The organism is Aeromonas sp. QDB63 (assembly GCF_027707425.1).
Classification (GTDB): domain Bacteria; phylum Pseudomonadota; class Gammaproteobacteria; order Enterobacterales; family Aeromonadaceae; genus Aeromonas; species Aeromonas caviae.
The window spans coordinates 1-18,773 of record NZ_JAPCIS010000029.1 but is presented as its reverse complement, the minus strand read 5'-3'; the positions used below and the strand labels follow the sequence as shown (position 1 = coordinate 18,773).

Here is an 18,773-nt window from a genome sequence, read left to right as displayed (position 1 = left end):
AAGGAATTCGTACCTTGTCTCTCTCTATCGAGGCGCTGCGCCGCCGTCTCTCTGCCTGCATGAACCTCGACGCCCGCCGTCTCTCCAGCCGTCTGCACGGCGTCAAGAAGTTGCCGGAAGCCAAGCAAGGCCAGGTGCTTGAGACCATAGCCGCCGAGCTGGATGCCGCCCAGGCTCGTTACCAATCCCGTCTTGCGGGCGTACCCAAGGTCACCTATCCGGACAACCTGCCGGTGAGCCAGAAGCAAGGGGAGATCGCCAAGGCCATTCAGGACCATCAGGTGGTGATCATCGCCGGGGAAACCGGCTCGGGCAAAACCACCCAGATCCCCAAGATCTGCCTGGCGCTGGGGCGCGGGGTCAAGGGCTTTATCGGCCACACCCAGCCGCGCCGCCTCGCGGCCCGTACCGTGGCGGCCCGTATTGCCGAGGAGATGGAGTCCGAGCTTGGCCACTACGTGGGTTACAAGGTGCGCTTTACCGATCAGGTGAGCGAGCAGACCCACATCAAGCTGATGACCGACGGTATACTGCTGGCGGAGATCCAGAACGACCGGATGCTGACCCAGTACGACACCATCATCATCGATGAGGCCCACGAGCGCAGCCTCAACATCGACTTCATTCTGGGTTATCTAAAACAGCTGCTGCCAAAGCGCCCGGACCTCAAGGTGATCATCACCTCGGCCACCATTGACCCCCAGCGTTTCTCCCGTCATTTCAACAAGGCGCCGGTGATCGAGGTCTCTGGCCGCACCTATCCGGTGGAGGTGCGTTACCGCCCGCTCACCAGCGATAAAAGTGAGGGACTGGAGGAGCGCGACGAGCTGCAGGGGATCTTCGATGCGGTGGAAGAGCTGGCTAGAGAAGGTTTAGGAGACATCCTTATCTTCATGAACGGCGAGCGGGAGATCCGCGACACCGCCGACGCCCTGCGCAAGCTCAACCTGCGCGACACCGAGGTGCTGCCGCTCTATGCCCGCCTCTCCAACGCCGAGCAGAACAAGGTGTTCCAGCCCCACGCCGGGCGGCGCATCGTGCTCGCCACCAACGTGGCGGAGACCTCGCTGACGGTACCGGGCATTCGTTACGTGATCGATCCGGGCACCGCCCGCATCAGCCGCTACTCCTGGCGCACCAAGGTGCAGCGCCTGCCCATCGAGCCGGTCTCCCAGGCGAGCGCGAACCAGCGTAAAGGGCGTTGCGGCCGGGTGGCGGACGGGATCTGCATCCGCCTCTACTCGGAGGAGGATTTCAACGGCCGTCCCGCCTTCACCGACCCCGAGATCCTGCGCACCAACCTGGCCTCCGTCATCCTGCAGATGCTGGCGCTCGGCCTTGGCAACATGGAGGCCTTCCCCTTCGTCGAGCCGCCGGAGTCGCGCCATATCAAGGACGGCCTGACCCTGCTCAAAGAGCTGGAGGCAGTGCGCGAGCTACCCGCCGCGGGCGATCGGGAGGCCAAACTGCAGCTGACCGAGACCGGTCGTCAGCTCTCGCGCATCCCCCTTGATCCGCGTCTGGCGAAGATGGTGATCAGCGCGGCGCAGACCGGCTGTCTGAGCGAGGTGATGGTGATCACCGCCGCCCTCAGCATTCAGGACCCCCGCGAGCGGCCCATGGAGAAGAAGCAGGCCGCCGACGAGCAGCACAGACGCTTCGAAGACAAGGATTCCGACTTCCTCGCCTTCGTCAATCTGTGGAACTACCTGAAAGAGCAGCAGGATCTGCTCGGCAGCAACCCGTTCCGCCGCCTGTGCCAGAAGGAGTTTCTCTCCTACCTGCGGGTGCGCGAGTGGCAGGACATTCACTTCCAGTTGCGTCAGACGGTCAAGGAGCTGGGTTTTAAAGCCAACCATGAACCGGCGGACTTCAAGACGGTGCACTGCGCGCTCTTGACCGGCCTCTTGAGCCATATCGGCAACAAGGATCTGGAAAAGCCCGAGTTCCTCGGGGCCCGCAACGGCCGCTTCCATCTCTTCCCGGCCTCGGGTCTGTTCAAGAAGCCGCCCAAGTGGGTGATGGCCGCAGAATTGGTGGAAACCTCGCGCCTCTACGCTCGCATCAACGCCAAGATCGAACCCGAGTGGGTGGAACCGCTGGCAGGCCATCTCATCAAGCTGCACCACAGCGACCCCCACTGGTCGAAGAAAAACGGCGCCGTGATGGCCAAGGAGAAGGTGACGCTTTATGGCCTGACTCTGGTCAATGAGCGCACCATCAACTTCAGCCGCATCGACCCGGCGCTGTGCCGCGAGCTGTTTATCCGCCGCGCCCTGGTGGAAGGGGATTTCGAGACCCGTCACCGTTTCTTCAGCGATAACCGCAAGCTCCTGGCCGAGGTGGAGGCGCTGGAGCACAAATCCCGTCGGCGCGACATCTTGGTGGATGACGAGGATCTGTTCCGCTTCTACGATGCCCGTTTGCCGGAGGAGGTGATATCAAGCCGCCACTTCGACAAGTGGTGGAAAGAGGCGCAAAAGCAGGACCCCGAGTTGCTCAACTTCGAAAAAGAGATGCTGATGAAGGGGGATGCCGCCCACATCAGCGATCTCGACTACCCCAACTTCTGGCAGCAGGGGCGCCTCAAGCTCAAGTTGACCTATCAGTTCGAGCCGGGGGAGGCGGCGGACGGCGTGACGCTGCATATTCCGCTGCCGCTCTTGAATCAGGTGGAGGTGAAGGGGTTCGAATGGCTGATCCCGGGGCTGCGTCACGAGCTGCTGGTGGCCCTCATCAAGTCCATGCCCAAGCCCATGCGCAAGAACTTCGTGCCGGCGCCGAACTACGCCGATGCGCTGCTCGCCAGCATCAGCCCCGAACAGGGGCCGCTCTTGGACGAGATGGAGCGCCAGCTGCGCCGCATGACCGGCGTCACCGTGCCCCGCGAAGCCTGGGACTGGGCTGCGGTGCCCGATCACCTGAAACTCACCTTCCGGGTGGTGGACGATAAACACAAGAAGGTGGCGGAAGGCAAGGACCTGGAGGCATTGAAAGAGTCCCTGCGTGGCAAGGTGCAGGAAACCCTGTCCCAGGTGGCGGACGACGACATCGAGCAGTCCGGCCTCACCCTCTGGAGCTTTGGCGAGTTGCCCCAGGAGTACAGCCAGAAGCGCGGCGGGTTCGAGGTGAAAGCCTATCCGGCACTGGTGGATCAGAAGGATTCAGTCGCCATCCAGCTGGTGGAGAGTCCGGTGGTGCAACAGCAGCTGATGTGGGCGGGCCAGCGCCGGCTGGTGCTGCTCAACGTGCCGTCCCCCATCAAGTATCTGCAGGAGAAGCTGCCCAACAAGGCCAAGCTGGGCCTCTATTTCAACCCCTTTGGCAAGGTGGCCGAGTTGATTGACGACTGCATCGCCTGCGGCTGCGACAAGCTCATCGAGCAGCACGGCGGCATGGCCTGGGACGAGGCCGGTTTCGAGGCGCTCAAGGAGTATGTCCGCGCCGAGCTCAACGACGCCGTGGTGGAGGTTGCCAAGCAGGTGGAAGCCGTGCTGACCCTCTCCCATGAGATCAAGAAGCGGCTCAAGGGCAAGATGCAGCTCGATACCGCCTTTGCCATGTCGGACATCCAGCTGCAGCTGGACAAGCTCATCCACAAAGGCTTCGTCACCGAGACCGGCTGGCAGCGGCTGCCTGACTTGCTGCGCTACCTGAGGGCCATCGAGCGGCGTCTGGAGAAGCTCGCCATCGATCCCAACCGGGATCGGGTCTACATGCTCAAGGTGCAGAGCGTGGAGTCGGAGTATAAGGCACTGCTGGCCAAGATCCCCAAATCCCAGCCGATGCCACCCGAGGTGGCCAATATCCGCTGGATGATAGAGGAGCTGAGAGTTTCCTTCTTCGCCCAGCAACTGGGGACGCCGTACCCCATCTCCGATAAACGGGTGCAGAGCGCCATTGCCCAGTGCTAAGCTGCTATCTATCTGTTTTATTGGATAGAATAAGAACAGAGAAGGCTTGAAGGGAAGGGAGGCCATCATATGCTGGGGATCTGGTTGGGGGTGGCGCTGGTCAATATCAGCGGTTACCAGCCCATTGCGGAGCAAACCTGGGTGCAGCTCAACCCGGAGTTCTATCCGGTGCACCGCTCCGTGCCGCCCATCTTCGCCGCCTGGCGGGGCAATCAGTTCCCGCCGCTGGAGCAGAAAAAGAAGAACGGCCGCTGGCAGATTCTCTTTCCCGCCCGTCTGGTGCCCCCCTTCGATCTGTTCGAGGGGGAGGCCCAGCTCTCCAAGGCCTACCTGGCCAGGCTCAAGCGCATCGACGAGATGGCCTATGGCATGGCCCCCCATCAATCGCAACCGACTGCGGCCGCACTGTATCAACCCTCCTTCGAGGCGCCGGGGGCCAGTGCCTTTATTGCCGAGTTCTCCTTGCCTGGTGCCATGACGGGCAGAGGCCGGATGGCGCAGGGGGAGCCCTTGCTGGCCAGGCTGGCGGTGCCGCTACTCCCCGGGGCGAACGGGAGCGTGCAGCTTGCCGCGGCCAGCCCGTCGTCAGAGGGCGCCATCCTGACCCTCTCCGCCACGGCGGCAGGGGGGGATGGGCGGGTCTGTCATCAGGTGGCGGCGGGGGAGACACTCTGGCGTATCGCGAGCCAGTTGCAGGCGCAGGCGGGTAGCGGATCCGACACCTACAGCTATCTGCTGGCGCTGGTGGCGGAGAACCGTCCCGCCATGGGCAAGGGGATCCGGGTGCAGACCGGCCAGCGACTCTACTGCCCGAAAGCGGAGACCCTGGCGCAGTTTGAGGCCCTGAGCCCGGCCCAGCGCCAGCAGCAGTTTGCCCGCCTGGAGCAGGGGCGCTGAGGGGCGCGTCGGGGCAGGGGAGAGCCTCGGCATCTGCCAGTGCGATGGCAAGCGGTTCGTCCCTTGTATCCACCCCGGGCCCGTGCTAGTATTCGCGCTCGTTTTGCGAGGTGCTGACCGGTCGCAGTCAACACCATACATTCATCTAAAAGAGATACTTACTATGTCTTTCGTATTCCAAGCTGAAGTCCGTTCTGACCTGGGGAAAGGTGCGAGCCGCCGCCTGCGTCATGCTGACCAAGTTCCTGCCATCGTTTACGGTGCAGGCAAAGAAGCCGTGTCCGTTACCCTGGACCACAAGAAGCTGATCCTGGCCCAAGAGAAGCCGGAGTTCTACTCCTCCGAGCTGACCCTGGTCATCAACGGCGAAGAAGTGAAGGTGAACGTGAAGGCTATCCAGCGTCACCCGGTTCGCTACAAGCTGGTTCACCTGGACTTCGTTCGCGTCTAATCGACAACGAATGTTCCTGTGAAGAGGCCACCCAATCGGGTGGCCTCTTTGTTTTTACAGCATTTTTGCCGGGAAAATAAAATACTCAAACAGCACTATTGGTCTTTACTTGTAGGCATGATTGACAGCAGGTCACGTGTTGTGATGCTCTGATGTCCACAAGGTGCTCGAACAAATCCATTTTTCGGGGTGATGTTGACCGTTTTGAAGGGAATCGTACGGACATATTTCCTGCTGTTTTCACCTATTCTGCTGTTGGTCCTGGCGGGGGGCTATCTGCTGGGCAATGCACTGATCGAGCGCGAGCTCTACCGCGTTCGCAGCGATTAGAGCACCTTCCTGGCGCTTGCCAGCGGCCGCCTTGACGGTGAGCTGGCGGTGCCGCTGCGTCATGTGCGCAGCATGTCGGAAGAGCCCATTCTGCTCGAGGCGGCGGCTCGCAATGACCGTGACACCCTGGCCGTCCAGTTCACCATCCTGATGAACCGTAATCCCGACTATGCCCAGGTGCGTTGGCTTGCCCCGGATGGCATGGAGTTGGTGCGCATCGATCGTCAGGGACAGCGTGTGTGGCGTGTGACGGACGACCAGTTGCAGAACAAGGGGGAACGTTACTATTTTCGCGACGCCATGGCGCTGCCCTGGGAGCGGGTCTACGTCTCGCCGCTCGATCTCAACGTTGAACACGGCGTGATCGAACGTCCCTTCAACCCCATGATCCGCATTGCCAAGCGTATGCGCCTTGGGGGACGAGATCTTGGTCTGCTGCTTATCAACGTGCAGGCCGCCCGTATGCTCAAGGAGTTTGCCGACAGCAGCGGCAAGGCGGCCGATCACACCATGCTGTTCAACCAGGACGGATATTGGCTGCACAGCCCGGACCCATCCCAGGAATGGGGCTTCATGCTCGAACATCCGGATCTCACCCTGAAGCACACGTCCCCCCAGGCCTGGCAGGCGTTCTGGGGCGCATCAAACGGCCAGATGGAGTCTGCCGACGGACTGTGGAGCTGGACCACTCTGTACCCGGCACAGAATCATGATCAGCTGATCTGGAAAGCCGCTTCCCTGGTGCCGCGCAGCGAGCTGCTGGCCATTCGCACTCATATCTGGGGGATCATCTCGGCCACTTGCGCGATGCTGCTGCTGTTGTTTGGTGCCGGGGTGGCCGCATTGGTGCGCAGCAGGCACAGGGAGCAGCTGGCCCAGCAGGAGGCAGCCAGGCTGGCACAGGTCAAAGGGGATTTCATCGCCAACATGAGCCACGAGATCCGCACCCCCATGAACGCCATCATGGGGCTGACTTACCTGCTCGAGCAGGGAGGGCTCGACGATGGCCAGCATGTCCTGGTGCGCAAAATCCACCAGGCCGGGCAGGCGCTGCTCGGGATCATCAACGACATTCTCGATTTTTCCAAGATTGAGTCGGGCCGGCTCGAGCTTGAGCGGGTGCCATTCAGTCTGGAAGAGGTGCTCGATCACGTGGCGGCCATCATGTCCACCTGCGTTGGCCAGAAGCACCTGGAACTGGTGGTGAGCAGCGCTCCCGAGCAGGTTTCCCATCTGATTGGGGATGCCCTGCGCCTCGAGCAGGTGCTGCTCAACCTGACCGGCAATGCCATCAAGTTTACCGAGCGCGGGGAGGTGGAGGTCAAGGTCGAGCTGGAAGCAGAGCAAGAGGGCATGGCCACCTTGCTGTTTCGGGTGCGCGACACCGGGATCGGCATTCCCCCCGAGCAGCAGGCCAATATTTTCAATGCTTTCTCCCAGGCAGACTCCTCCAACAGCCGCCGTTTCGGGGGGACCGGGCTCGGTCTGACCATCAGTCGCCGCCTGGTGAACCTGATGGGGGGGATATCGGTGTCACCAGCGAACTGGGCAAGGGGAGTGAGTTCTGGTTCCGCGTCCGGCTGGAGCAGGTGGAGCGGCCCGAGGCCCTGAACGAGCGTCTGCAGCACATCTCGCTGCTCATCGCCGACGACAATCAGGTGACCCGTGACGCCCTGTCGATGACGGTGGGTTCCCTCGGTTGGGAGTCTCGGGTGGTGGAGTCCGGTGAGCAGGCGCTGCACCATCTTCAAGGATCAGCGCGAAGCGGCGCTGGCCTCTGGCATGAACGACTTCATCGCCAAGCCGCTCGATGTGGAGCAGCTCATCGCGACCTTGCTGCGCTATCTGCCGGACTGCGTCCTGCCGCTCACCGTGAGCGACGAGCCACGCGCCCAGGAGCCGGTGGCCGGCATCGATATCGATACCGGACTTCGCAACTGGGGTGAAGCCTCGGTCTATCTCAAGTACCTGCGCCGTTTTCGCGATGACTACATGACGGTCGGCACCGTGTTGCCGGACTACATCGCCCAGCACGAGACCGATGCGGCCGCAAGCCTGACGCACAAGATAAAGGGGGTGGCGGGCAGTCTGTCGCTCACCGATGTGGCGCGCATCAGCGCCGAGCTGAACGAGGCCATCGAGCAGGGGGGGGACACCAGTCAGCTCATCGCCCCCTTCCTCGAAGCGCTGGAGCAGGCACAACATGCCATCGATACCTATGCCGGGCGCGAGCCGGGCGCGGTCAGCTCCCCGCTGGCCCAGGGGGAAGCGCGGGAGGTCTGCCTGCACGCCCTGCATCAGGCCCTGGTGAGCGAGGATCTGGATCTGATTGAGCCGGCGCTGAGTCAGGCCAGGAGTTACCTGCCTTGCGAGCTGGTGAGCGAGATAAGTGCGGCCCTGGAGCTGTTCGATATTCCGTTCGCCACCCGCAAGCTGGAGGATTATCTGGAGGATCGGGAGGAACCTGCGCCATGAATCGACCGCGAGTGCTGATCATCGACGACGAGCCGAGCAACCTTGGGCTGCTGCGGCAAATCCTCAAGGAGGAGTACAACCTCTTCTTTGCCAAGGGGGGAGAGGAGGGGCTGGCCGCCGTGGGGCGCCACGAGCCGGCCCTGATCCTGCTTGACGTGCGCATGCCCGACATGGATGGCTACGAGGTGTGCCGCCGGCTCAAGGCCGATCCGGCCCACGCGGGGATCCCGGTACTCTTTATCACCGCGAGCGACAACGCAGACAGCGAGAGCCAGGGGTTTGAGGCGGGCGGAGTGGATTACATCTACAAGCCGGTCTGCCCGAGCACGGTGCGTGCCCGGGTGCGCAATCACCTCTCCCTGGTGCGCCTCGATCAGCTTGAGTGCAGCTATCGCACCGCCATCGTCATGCTGAGCGAGGCGGGTCACTACAACGACACCGACACCGGGGTACATATCTGGCGCATGGCCGCTTACGCCCGGGCCCTGGCCGATGCGGCGGGCTGGAGCCCGGAGCAGTCGGATCTGCTGGAGCTGGCGGCCCCCATGCACGACATGGGCAAGATTGGTATCCCCGATCACATCCTCAAGAAGCCCGGTCCCCTCACCGAGGAGGAGTGGGTCATCATGCGCAGTCACCCGCGCATCGGTTACGAGATCCTGAGGCGATCCGATGCCCCCATCTTTCGCATGGCGGCGGAAATTGCCCTGCATCACCACGAGAAATGGGACGGCTCGGGTTATCCCGCCGGCGAGACCGGCGAGGGGATCCCCGAGGCGTCGCGGATCGTGGCCATTGCCGATGTGTTTGATGCCCTGAGCGTGCGTCGTCCCTACAAGGAGCCCTGGCCTCTGGACAGGGTGCTGGCCACCATGCGTGATGGTGCCGGCCAGCACTTCGATCCCCGGCTGCTCGCCCGTTTTCTCGAGATCATGCCGGAGATCTTGCGCCTCAAGGCTCAATGGGATGCCCGCGAGGCGCGGGGGGATTACCAGATGGGCGCTGTCAGATAGGGATTGCTGGCCTTCTCGCGACCGAAGGTGGAGCTGGGACCATGGCCCGGGATGAAGACGATGTCATCCCCGAGCGGCAGCAGGGTCTCGGTGATCGAGCGGATCAGGGTGGCGTGATCTCCGCGCGGGAAGTCGGTACGGCCTATGCTGCCGGCAAAGAGCACGTCCCCCACCCAGGCCAGGCGCTCGGCCTGGCTGAGCAGCACGACATGACCCGGGGTGTGGCCCGGGCAGAAATAGACCTCCAGCTCGCAATTTCCAAGCTGAACCTTGTCCCCCTGGGCGAGCCAGCCATCCGGGGTGAAGGCCGGGGTATGGGCAAAGCCGAACATCTGGCTCTGCTGGGGCAGGATGTCGAGCCAGAAGGCATCTTCCCGGTGGGGGCCGACAATGCTGACGCCGGTGCGAGTACGCAGCTCGGCGGCGGCCCCCACGTGATCCAGGTGGCCATGGGTCAGGATGATCTTCACCAGCCGCAGCTCGTGCCTGGCGATGGCGGCCAGCAGTTTGTCCGCCTCGCCACCGGGATCGATCAACGCCGCCTGGCGGGTCTCGTCACACCAGATGAGGGAACAATTCTGGGCGAACTGGGTGACCGGGATCACCTCGAACTTCAACATGTGGGACTCTCCTGAGGGGTCTGAAGGGGGGAGCGTTTGGCGAAGAAGGCGAGGCAGGCCTCCTTGTCACCACGAAACAGGATCCGCTCGCGCTTGTTGTCCAGCTGATAGCGGTACATGGGGTCATAGTAGCGAGTCAGCAGCAGTCTGATCCAGACCAGATGGGCGCGGGTGTCCCCGCTCTGGGCCTGTTCCCTGAGGGCGGCCTGCAACAGCCCATCGAGTTCGCGATAATCCTTGTCACCGAGTCGGCGCTTGAGCCTGGCCATGGCGTCGGTGAGGTAGCCGGCAAACAGCGGCCAGCCTGCATCTGGCCCATGGAACTCCAGATAGCGCAGCCAGAGATCCTGCACGTAATCGGTGCGGATCTGCTCGGCCCGAGCCTCCTGCGGCACCTCCACCACCACCAGAGGAGCCCGGCACATGGCCTCATAAAGGTTGAGTGGCAGGGCGCAGCGACCGATGAGGCGGCTCTCGTCTTCCAGTACAAACTGTGACTCCCCCCGGTTGCGACGCTGAAGCAGCTCGATGGCAAGCCGATTTTCGAAGTCGATGTTGCCGGGTTGCCCACCCGGCAGTTGGCCAAACGACGACCCCCTGTGACGGGCGTGCCCTTCCAGATCCACCGCTTGGGTGATGTGCGCCAGCATGTGGGTCTTGCCGGAGCCGGTCATGCCGGTCAGCACGGTCCAGTCGCACTCTGCACTGGCCTTCGCCTGGGTGTCGATGAGAAAGTGGCGCAGCGCCTTGTAGCCGCCCGCGACCCGGGGGCGGGTGACGCCGGCCTCGGCCAGCCACTGTTGTACGGTTTGCGAGCGCAGGCCGCCGCGAAAACAGTAGAGCAGGGCGTCGGGTTGCTGGCGCAACCTGGCCAGCCAGCCTTCCATGCGCGCGGCGCGCACCGCGCCACCTACCAGTTGATGGCCTAGGGTGATGGCTGCGGCCTGTCCCTCCTGCTTGTAACAGGTACCGACCCGGGCACGTTCCTCGTCAGTCATCAGCGGCAGGCTGACGGCGGTGGGAAAGGCCCCTTCCTTGAACTCGACGGGGGCGCGCAGATCGATGAGTGGAACCTCATCCAGAAAGATCCGGGCGTAATCCGTGGCCAGTGGCAGGGCACTCATTGGACAACCTCGATGAACTGGTTGCCGGTGCGGGCCTGCAACTGGCCGATGGGAGAGAGGGTCAGCCCTGCCTGTGCGGCAATGGCAAGGAGCTCGGCTTCACTTTCTTTACCGACGGCTACCAGCAGGCCGCCGCTGGTCTGCGGGTCGCACAGGATGTTGCGGGTGCGATCATCCATGGTGCCCAGCTTGTCACCATAGGAGTCGAAGTTGCGCAGGGTACCGCCCGGTACGCAGCCCTCACTCAGGTAATAATCCACCTCGTCCAGCAGCGGCAGCGTCTTGAAGTCCAGACGGGCACTGACGCCGGAACCTTCGCACATCTCCAGCAGGTGGCCTGCCAGTCCAAAACCGGTCACGTCGGTCATGGCGTGCACGCCGGGTAAGGCGGCGAAGCGCTGGCCAATCTTGTTGAGGGTGCACATGGCATCCGGGGCCAGTTGTTCATGCTCGGGCTTGAGCTTGCCCTTCTTCTGAGCTGTGGTGAGGATGCCGATGCCAAGCGGTTTGGTCAGATAGAGGGTGTCGCCCACCTGGGCGGTGTCATTCTGCTTGATGGCGTCGAGTGGCACGATACCTGTCACCGCAAGACCGAAGATGGGCTCGGGGGCGTCGATGCTGTGGCCACCGGCGAGCGAGATCCCCGCCTCGTGGCACACCTGGCGGCCGCCGTCGATCACCTGCTGGGCCACTTCCGGCGCCAGCGTGTTGATGGGCCAGCCGAGGATGGCGATGGCGACGATGGGCTTGCCGCCCATGGCATAGATGTCGCTGATGGCATTGGTGGCGGCGATGCGACCGAAGGTGAAGGGATCGTCGACGATGGGCATGAAGAAGTCGGTGGTGGAGACGATGCCCTGGCCGTTGCCGATATCGACCACGGCGGCGTCATCTTTGCTGCTGTTGCCGACCACCAGGGTGGGGTCGTCAAAGCCCGGGATCTGGCTCTTCAAGATGGTGTCGAGCACCTTGGGGGAGATTTTGCAACCGCAGCCAGCGCCGTGGCTGTATTGGGTCAGACGAATGGAAGACATGCTTTCCCCTTGTGTGGGCAGACTTGCGTGTGCCAATAACTGCTGTGGCACCGTCAAATGTGCGCGCAAAAATAGGGTGGCCCTGGCGGCCTGTGAACACAGTGATGTCAGGCTGCCTGGCAGGACGGGAGGAGGGCAAGGATGCGCCGGCGAAGCCCCGCCGAGGACCACAGGACGGGCCATTATGCCACAGATGGCCCTCTTGATTCGAACTGGAATTGACACAAAGCGAAGGGGATTGTCGGGTTCAAAAAGAGCCGTACTCTTCGCCTTGCTCAGGCTAGTCCCACTTTGAGCCGCCCCGACGGCGTGCCGGTCTTGCATCGGGGCAGCATGTGGCGACGGAAACTAGCCAGCTTGCTCCATCACTGGTTGGGGCGCCTTGCCTAGCCGGCGCAGTCGCCGTTGCAGCGGCCGCTCCAGCAGGGTGTAGCTCAGCGCCGAGAGCCCGATCAGCACGGCGAGCATCAACAGGGTGGCCAGCACCCCCAGCAAGGGGTTGGTCTGGGCGTACCACCACGCGGTGAGCCCCGGCGCCAGAGAGTGGACAAGCTCGCAGCCGGTGAGCAACACCAGGGCGTGGAGCAGGTAGATGGAGTAGGAGAGATCCCCCAGCCAGTTGGTGAAGCGGTTGTCCAGGAGGCGCAGCAGCGGGCTCTGGCGCTCCCCTTGGGCGGCGGCAATCCAGATCAGCAACACGTAGGCGCTGATCAGTAGCAGGGTCAACAACGGCGTCATGGTGAACTGCATCAGTGCGAAGGGGAGCAGAAAGGCGAGCAGCAGCGGCAGATCTTGCTGCATCATGGGCCACTGGCGGGCAGCCTTCACCTTGGGCAGCAGCCAGAGGCCGAGCACGAATTCACTCACCCCGCGCCCGATGGCCAGCGCGCCGCTGGTGACATCCAGGGTACCCCGGCTGTGCACGATATAGGCCAGCACCGTCAAGGCCAGCAAGGGGGCGAGGTTGCTCCAGCGGCTGCGGGTGACGGCGAGGGGAATGAGCAATGGAAACAGCAGATAACTTATCCACTCCACGCTGAGCGACCAGGCAGCGAAGTTCCAGGTCAATCCGTGATCCGTTACCACCTGCAGCAGCAGGAAGGCGCTTGGCAGTGCCTCGGCGGGGGTGAAGGGGGAACCAAAAGGAGGCATCCCCTCCCACTCCCACATCTTGAACAGGGGGCCGGCGTAGAAGCCAATCCCGTGGTGGGCCTTGTAGAGCTCCCAGCCAACCAGCAGCAGCAGGGTCACCAGGTAGAGGGGATACACCCGGGTCAGCCGCAGCCAGAGGAAGCGGCCATAACCAATGGTGCGGGGCGTGCGGGCGAAGGCCTCCCCATAGACATGGGCCAGCACCAGCCCGCTCAAGATAAAGAAGAGATCGACCCAGAGGTAGCCGTTCTCGATGAGTCGGGTGTGGCCGGCGATCGACTCCATCCACTGGGGGAAGAGTAGCAAGCGGGCGTGGAACAGCACCACCATCAGGGCAGCGATGCCCCGCAGCGGCGTCAACAGCGGCAATGATTGATTCATGACGGGATCCTTGATGATGTTCAGCTTGGCCTGACATCAATTTTTGTTGTGGTGCCGCTCATCAACCCTGATGAGTCGGCTGCCCCGGCTTGGCGGCCACAGTCGGGATCACCCTACCTAAAAGAGATCCATACGGGTGTTATTGCCGTCATGAATGGGCGTTTATCATCCCAAAACCAGCATGGGATAGGGACGCATCGAAAATAGAGAGGGGATCTAGACTAGGGAAGTCATCCCTCTGAGCGTCAGGAACATCCCCATGAAACTCTATGCCCACCCTTTTCGTCCTACAGCCAGAAAGTGCTGATCGCTCTCTACGAGAATGCCACCCTGTTCGAATACCGGAACCTCGAAGAGCCGGCGGCCAGCGCCGAACTTGCCGCCCTTTGGCCACTCAAGCGCTTCCCGGTGTTGCTGGATGACGGTCGCTGCATTCTCGAGAGCAGCACCATCGTCGCCCATCTGCAGGCGTACCATCCGGGCCCCGTCAGCCTGATCCCGCCCGGCGATGCGGGTCTGGAGGTGCATATGCTGGATCGCATCTTCGACAACTATGTGATGACGCCGATGCAAAAAGTGGTGCTGGATGCGCTGCGCCCGGCCGCTGATCGCGACCGCTATGGCGTAGCGGAGGCCCGCGAGCTGCTCAATCAGATCTACCCCTGGCTTGATCAGCGACTGGAAGGACGCCACTGGATTGCCGGCGCAGACTTCACGCTGGCCGATTGCGCCGCCGCCCCCTCGCTCTTCTACGCCGACTGGGCCCACGATATCTCGGCTGGCTATGGCCGCCTGCGTGCCTATCGCGCCCGTCTGCTCAATCATCCCTCCATCGTGCGGGTGGTGGAGGAGGCGAGGCCATTTCGACACTACTTCCCGCTGGGCGCGCCGGCGCGTGATTGAGCGGGATGACTTGTGGTGGGCGAGTATTGTCGCCCCAGGCAATGTGCGAGGCGGACAGGGGCATGGCGTGATCCATTGCAGGGGAAAACAGCAATTTTCATTCAAATGAGTGGGTATGCGTTTATGGCTGATATTTCCCCGAGGATTTTTTAATATTGATGCGTAATATTTCATGATTTTGCATAAAGCAAATGCCGGGAATGTCTCTGTTGGTGGGTTGTGTAGTGAAAGAGAGATGAGAATCGGGTTAACGATGCGGCAACTCTTGATTGAGGATGGCTGTCGTCAGTCGAAGAGGAGGGATGGGGGCAGCAATCGCTGTTGGTGGCAAAGTCGGGGGGAGGTTATCTCTTTGGCGGCCGCATGAAAAAAGCCCGCTTTGATCGCGGGCTTTTTGATGGCTTGCCAGACCCAGCCCTGGCCGGGATCTGAAATGAAACCGGGGACAAGGGGGGCAGCGCTGGTCTGCTCGGCTTAGCGGGCGCGCACCACCAGCCCCTTGAGGTAGAAGCCTTCCGGATAGGCGGTGCCGATGGGGTGATCGGATGCCTGGGACAGGAGTTCCAGGATCTGGGCATCGCGGCCGGCATCGAGCGCTGCATCGGCCACTATCTTCTGGAACAGGCTCTGCTCCATCAGGCCGGAGCAGGAGTAGGTCAAGAGCACGCCACCCGGCGCCAGCAGCTGGAACGCCAGCATGTTGATGTCCTTGTAGCCGCGGCAGGCGCCCAGCAGCTGGGCCTTGCTCTCGGCAAACTTGGGTGGGTCCAGCACGATGACATCGAACTTCTCGCCCTTCTCGCGATATTCGCGCAAGAGCTTGAAGACGTCGTGACGCACGAACTGGGTGTTGCTGGTATCGAGACCGTTCAGTTCGGCGTTCTGGCGGGCGATGTCCAGCGCATTCTGGGAGAGATCGACGTTGACTACCTCCTTGGCACCGCCCTGGAGGGCATAGACCCCGAAACCGCCGGTGTAGCAGAAGCAGTTGAGCACCCGCTTGCCTTCAGTGTATTTCGCTGCGGCAAGGCGGTTGTCCCGCTGATCCAGATAAAAACCCGTCTTGTGACCGTTACGAATATCTACCAGGATCTTGACGCCGCCATTCTCCTCGATGACCACGGGGTCGGTCGGGGTCTCGCCATGGATGACGCCGGTGCGCTCCTTCAGCCCTTCCTTCTTGCGCACGGCCACGTCAGAGCGCTCATAGATGCTGCACTCGGGGTAGAGGGTACGCAGCGCTTGCGTGATCAGCTCGCGCTGGAACTCGGCGCCGGCAGAGAGAATCTGGCACACCAGGAAGTCGGCGTAGCGGTCGATGGTCAGGCCCGGCAGACCGTCGGATTCGGCGGCGCAGAGGCGATAGCCGGTGAGGCCCTGACGCTTGATGAGCCCGTCACGGGACTCCTGCGCATATTTGAGGCGACGGATGAAGAAGTCGAGATCGACGCTCTCATCCTTGTCGAAGGTCCAGACCCGGGCACGGATCTGGGAGCTGCCGGACCAGGCACCACGGGCGAGCCATTTGCCGTCATGGGTGAAGATCTCGACGGTATCGCCGTCAACGGGGTTGCCCTGCACCCGCTCAATGCCCTTGGAGAAGATCCAGGGGTGGCGACGCAGCAGGGATTTTTCGCGGCCTTTGACGAGATAGATGGAAGCGCTCATGGGTAGTTGCCGATGGTAGAAAAGAAGGGGGCATATAGTAGGGGCTGTGAGGGTAGGCACGCAAGCCGCGTCTACCGGGATCCGTGCATCCACACGCGGTCAGGGTTGGACGGGCTGTTTCGCGCGTCCCCAGCGCCTGGCCCAGACATGGCAGGCCATCTGGACGATGGCCTGCCGGAGTGGTCAGATCCGCAGGCCGGTGAGCGCCTGACCGAGTTCGCTGGCGGTTCCCTTGAGGCCGGTGGTGCCGGCGACCGCCGCGCTGGCGGACTCCTCCACCCGGCTTGCCTCGTGGCGCACCTTGTCGAGGTTGCGGGTGATCTCCTCGGCCACCGAACTCTGCTCTTCGCTGGAGGTGGCGATCTGGGTGCTCATCTCCAGCACCGCATCGCTGTGGTTGCTGAGCCGCTCGATGTCCATGCCCACTTCGGTGATGAGCTGCTGGCTGTCGGCCGCGCGCCCCACCGTCTTCTCCATGATGTCGTTCAGCGCCCCGGTCCCTGCTTGGAGCTCCTCGATCATCTGCTGGATCTCCACGGTCGCCTGCTGGGTGCGGCTGGCGAGGGTGCGCACCTCGTCGGCCACCACCGCAAAGCCGCGTCCCTGTTCACCGGCGCGGGCCGCCTCGATGGCGGCGTTGAGGGCCAGCAGGTTGGTTTGCTGGGAGATGGCGTTGATGACGTTGACCACTTCGTTGATGCGATTGGCGTTGTGAGTCAGCCGCTCGACCGCGCCCGAGGCATTGCCAATCTCGTCTGCCAGGGTGCGGATGGCGGTGATGGTGCGTGCCACCCGTTGTGCCCCGTGAGTCGCCTCGTCGCTGGACTGGCGGGTTTGCAGCAGGGTGTCGTTGGCGTTGCGGGCAACTTCCCGGATGGCGGCGGACATCTGCTCCATGGCGGCGGCAAGGGAGTCCATGTGCTGGCGCTGGGCGCGGGCAAGCTGCTCGCCGTCGCTGGCATGCTCGCGAAATTCGTCGGCGGCCAGGGTAAGGGCATCGGCGGACTCTTCCACCAGTTGCACTATCTTGTGCTGGCGGTCGGTGAAGGTGTCGATGCTGCCCGCCAGAATGGAGAACTCGTCCCGCACCGGGAAGAAGTTGAGCCGGAAGGTGAGATCGCCGTTCGCTACCGTCTGCAATGCCTTGTTGGTGGAGTAGAGCGCCCCCGAGACAAAGGTCATCAGATAGTGGGTGATGAGGGCCAGCAGGGCGGCCAGCACCGCGATGATGGTGAGCGTGGTGCCCTGACCATCCCAGAGGGCGTAGTGACTCATATCCAGGGTGCCGGAGACGACGCCCGCCTGACCTGCGCTGGCGCCATAGCGATAGATGTCTCCCTGCTGGCTAAGGCCGGTGGCGGCGCCAGGCGTGAGTACGAGATCCGCGGGCAGGGTAAGGGTCGGCTGCTGGCTCACCAGCTGGGCCGTGGTCTCGACCCGCCCTTTTAGCTGATCCACTCTGAGCTGCATCGCCTGATCATGGCCGTCGGCCAGCAGATACCAGGTGAGGAAGGCGATGAACACCAGGGGGCACCAGAAGGTGATAAGAAATTTCTCGCTGATCGTGAGGTGAATGAGATAACGGTCAACCCACCGAAACTTTACTTCTTTCATAATGGTATTGCGTCCTGCAAGGGGAAGAGAGTGTCGCGCTCATTATCGCCCCGGGGAAAAATTACTTAAGAGAAAGGTGTGATAAATGGGAGAGCAATCGTTTGTCGTGCGGGTGTGGGGTCAGGTTCAGGGGGTGGGATTTCGCTACTTCACCCGGGAGCGGGCGCTGCAACTGGGGCTGCGGGGGCATGCCTACAACCTGGAAGATGGCTCGGTGGAGATCCTGATTGCCGGTCCCGAACAGAAGGTACAGATGATGCTGGGCTGGCTTGAGCACGGGCCTCGAACCGCCACCGTCACCCGAATGGAGTGCACCCAGGCGTTGCCACCCACCGGAACCGGTTTTCATACCAACTAGCCGGGAGGGGTCATGGGGGAGAGCGGGATTGCGCAGGCCAACCGGCTCGTTGGGCAATATCGGGGGGCGACCCTGGCACTGCGCCAGAACAAGGGGATGGAAGAGGTGCATGCCTACCGGATAGCGGCCCGCCGCCTGCTGGCGCTGCTCGCCCTGTGGCGACCCCTCATTCATGAGCCCGAGCTGGAGCGGCGATTGACCCGTGCCGTCGGCACGCTCTCCGCCCTGCGCGATGCCCAGGTCTATGCGCAGCATCATGGTGGTTCGCTTCGGCAGAACCGCTTGCCACGGGTCCCCCTGTTGACCGGCCTGCTTGCCCGTTGGCTGGCCCGACTGGAAGAGGTGCCCGTCGGTGTCGATCTCTTGCCGCTGTTTCAGCTGCATCTGGCGCTGTCACTGTCGGATGCACTGGCGAAGACCACCTCCCTTCCTGTGGGCATCAGGGCGAAACTTCGGTGCTGGCACCGGCTGCGTCTGGTGCTGAAACAGGCGCGCTACGGGATGGAGCTGCTGACGGCACAGGGGGGAGGGGATCCGGCCTGGTTGTCCATGCTGGTGAGCTGGCAGGAGCGGCTTGGGCAATTGCAGGACAGGCGCCAATGGCTCAGACGCCTTGGGGGCGAAACGGGGCGGGGCCAGCAACGGCGAGCCCTGAAAACAGAGATCCGCTGCCAACTACTGCAACTGGATTGCCATCAGGCGGAGCTGGTCGGCCTTCGCATGGCATTGCTGCAGAGCGGGCAGTAAGCACCCCACAAGGTAAAAAAAGGCGCTGTCCCAATTACATGTTGAAAGGCTAACCTTGAAGTAGGTCATCACCCTGAGGGCCTCCATCATGG

Annotated in this window: 12 protein-coding genes and 2 pseudogenes; 8 read left to right on the top strand and 6 right to left on the bottom strand. The window is 62.5% G+C overall.

The genetic code is table 11. From position 1 onward, the window contains the following. Positions 1-14 precede the first annotated feature (14 nt). The 5 genes and pseudogenes from hrpA (at position 15) to PG879_RS15915 (ending at position 9,080) form a co-directional block, all read left to right on the top strand. Positions 15-3,914 (top strand): ATP-dependent RNA helicase HrpA, encoded by a 3,900-nt coding sequence (gene hrpA / locus PG879_RS15945; protein ID WP_041211410.1) that lies wholly within the window; start codon positions 15-17, stop codon positions 3,912-3,914. A 69-nt stretch (positions 3,915-3,983) separates the two neighbouring features. Then, positions 3,984-4,811, top strand: a complete 828-nt coding sequence (locus tag PG879_RS15940) for a hypothetical protein (RefSeq protein WP_041211411.1) — start codon at positions 3,984-3,986, stop codon at positions 4,809-4,811. A gap of 163 nt (positions 4,812-4,974) precedes the next feature. Continuing rightward, positions 4,975-5,262, top strand: a complete 288-nt coding sequence (gene rplY / locus PG879_RS15935) for a 50S ribosomal protein L25 (RefSeq protein ID WP_041205748.1) — start codon at positions 4,975-4,977, stop codon at positions 5,260-5,262. Positions 5,263-5,466: 204 nt separating this feature from the next. Further along, positions 5,467-8,067: pseudogene (locus PG879_RS20545) on the top strand (ATP-binding protein). Further along, positions 8,064-9,080 (top strand): response regulator, encoded by a 1,017-nt coding sequence (locus PG879_RS15915; RefSeq protein ID WP_041211412.1) that lies wholly within the window; start codon positions 8,064-8,066, stop codon positions 9,078-9,080. The pseudogene PG879_RS20545 and the gene PG879_RS15915 overlap by 4 nt, the downstream one beginning before the upstream one ends. Here PG879_RS15915 and PG879_RS15910 read toward each other — a convergent pair. From PG879_RS15910 to PG879_RS15895, 4 genes are all read right to left on the bottom strand, one after another. After that, positions 9,056-9,700 (bottom strand): MBL fold metallo-hydrolase, encoded by a 645-nt coding sequence (locus PG879_RS15910; protein WP_041211413.1) that lies wholly within the window; start codon positions 9,698-9,700, stop codon positions 9,056-9,058. The two genes, PG879_RS15915 and PG879_RS15910, sit on opposite strands and share 25 nt — an antisense overlap. Beyond that, positions 9,694-10,824, bottom strand: coding sequence for a tRNA 2-selenouridine(34) synthase MnmH (gene mnmH / locus PG879_RS15905; RefSeq protein ID WP_041211414.1), 1,131 nt, complete (start codon positions 10,822-10,824; stop codon positions 9,694-9,696). The genes PG879_RS15910 and mnmH overlap by 7 nt, the downstream gene beginning before the upstream one ends. Continuing rightward, entirely contained in the window at positions 10,821-11,858 is a 1,038-nt protein-coding gene (gene selD / locus PG879_RS15900; protein WP_041211415.1) for a selenide, water dikinase SelD, read from the bottom strand. The genes mnmH and selD overlap by 4 nt, the downstream gene beginning before the upstream one ends. 348 nt (positions 11,859-12,206) lie before the next feature. Next, positions 12,207-13,391 carry an acyltransferase family protein gene (locus PG879_RS15895; protein ID WP_041211416.1) on the bottom strand — a complete coding sequence of 395 codons (1,185 nt, stop codon included), beginning with the start codon at positions 13,389-13,391 and terminating at the stop codon, positions 12,207-12,209. 259 nt (positions 13,392-13,650) lie between these two features. Here PG879_RS15895 and PG879_RS15890 point away from each other — a divergent pair. Then, positions 13,651-14,294 (top strand): annotated as a pseudogene (locus tag PG879_RS15890) (glutathione S-transferase family protein). A 474-nt stretch (positions 14,295-14,768) separates the two neighbouring features. On the opposite strand, the gene PG879_RS15885 reads toward PG879_RS15890, so the two are convergent. Together PG879_RS15885 and PG879_RS15880 are read right to left on the bottom strand one after the other, a co-directional pair. Further along, positions 14,769-15,962, bottom strand: coding sequence for a class I SAM-dependent methyltransferase (locus PG879_RS15885; protein WP_039039155.1), 1,194 nt, complete (start codon positions 15,960-15,962; stop codon positions 14,769-14,771). Between the two features lie 183 nt (positions 15,963-16,145). Further along, a complete protein-coding gene (locus PG879_RS15880; RefSeq protein WP_041211417.1) occupies positions 16,146-17,576 on the bottom strand; it encodes a methyl-accepting chemotaxis protein in 1,431 nt (476 codons plus the stop codon). Between the two features lie 85 nt (positions 17,577-17,661). Here PG879_RS15880 and PG879_RS15875 point away from each other — a divergent pair, with 85 nt between their 5' ends. Both PG879_RS15875 and PG879_RS15870 read left to right on the top strand, forming a co-directional pair. Further along, positions 17,662-17,934, top strand: coding sequence for an acylphosphatase (locus tag PG879_RS15875; RefSeq protein ID WP_010674727.1), 273 nt, complete (start codon positions 17,662-17,664; stop codon positions 17,932-17,934). A 12-nt stretch (positions 17,935-17,946) separates the two neighbouring features. Further along, positions 17,947-18,681, top strand: a complete 735-nt coding sequence (locus PG879_RS15870) for a CHAD domain-containing protein (protein ID WP_041211418.1) — start codon at positions 17,947-17,949, stop codon at positions 18,679-18,681. Positions 18,682-18,773: the final 92 nt, after the last annotated feature.

Bases quoted from the DNA above. Each gene is read 5' to 3' on its own strand.
- PG879_RS15870 (WP_041211418.1), top strand. From the start codon at position 17,947: ATGGGGGAGAGCGGGATTGCGCAGGCCAACCGGCTCGTTGGGCAATAT.
- PG879_RS15910 (WP_041211413.1), bottom strand. From the start codon at position 9,700: ATGTTGAAGTTCGAGGTGATCCCGGTCACCCAGTTCGCCCAGAATTGT.
- PG879_RS15915 (WP_041211412.1), top strand. From the start codon at position 8,064: ATGAATCGACCGCGAGTGCTGATCATCGACGACGAGCCGAGCAACCTT.
- selD (WP_041211415.1), bottom strand. From the start codon at position 11,858: ATGTCTTCCATTCGTCTGACCCAATACAGCCACGGCGCTGGCTGCGGT.
- PG879_RS15885 (WP_039039155.1), bottom strand. From the start codon at position 15,962: ATGAGCGCTTCCATCTATCTCGTCAAAGGCCGCGAAAAATCCCTGCTG.
- PG879_RS15940 (WP_041211411.1), top strand. From the start codon at position 3,984: ATGCTGGGGATCTGGTTGGGGGTGGCGCTGGTCAATATCAGCGGTTAC.
- PG879_RS15895 (WP_041211416.1), bottom strand. From the start codon at position 13,391: ATGAATCAATCATTGCCGCTGTTGACGCCGCTGCGGGGCATCGCTGCC.
- PG879_RS15880 (WP_041211417.1), bottom strand. From the start codon at position 17,576: ATGAAAGAAGTAAAGTTTCGGTGGGTTGACCGTTATCTCATTCACCTC.
- mnmH (WP_041211414.1), bottom strand. From the start codon at position 10,824: ATGAGTGCCCTGCCACTGGCCACGGATTACGCCCGGATCTTTCTGGAT.
- rplY (WP_041205748.1), top strand. From the start codon at position 4,975: ATGTCTTTCGTATTCCAAGCTGAAGTCCGTTCTGACCTGGGGAAAGGT.
- PG879_RS15875 (WP_010674727.1), top strand. From the start codon at position 17,662: ATGGGAGAGCAATCGTTTGTCGTGCGGGTGTGGGGTCAGGTTCAGGGG.